The sequence below is a fragment of the Rhizobium ecuadorense genome, from assembly GCF_001187535.1.
In the GTDB taxonomy this organism is placed as follows: Bacteria; Pseudomonadota; Alphaproteobacteria; order Rhizobiales; family Rhizobiaceae; genus Rhizobium; species Rhizobium ecuadorense.
On the sequence record NZ_LFIO01000545.1, the window covers coordinates 1 to 211 of the forward strand.

The 211-nt window shown below is 62.1% G+C and carries 1 pseudogene; it reads right to left on the bottom strand.

What is annotated here, in order from left to right:
- Nucleotides 1–171 (bottom strand): annotated as a pseudogene (locus tag AF337_RS11920) (ABC transporter substrate-binding protein); the annotation flags it as partial.
- Between the last annotated feature and the right edge of the window lie 40 nt (nt 172–211).

The following is a 211-nucleotide window of genomic DNA, read 5'->3' on the forward strand; positions in this document are numbered from 1 at the left end:
GTTCTGGCCGAGGCCGATCGCCCGTTCGGGCGCCTTCTGAAAAGTCACCTGCGCGCCGCAGTTTTCCAGGGTCAGCGGGTAGGTCGTCGAAGCGGCCAAAGACGGATCTGCGGCAAGGCCGATCATGGTTGAGAGGCCGCAGGCGGCCAGAAGCGATTTGAGGCTGGTCACGAAGAAATTCCCGGTGCGTGAGTATATGCGGTCGCCGTAT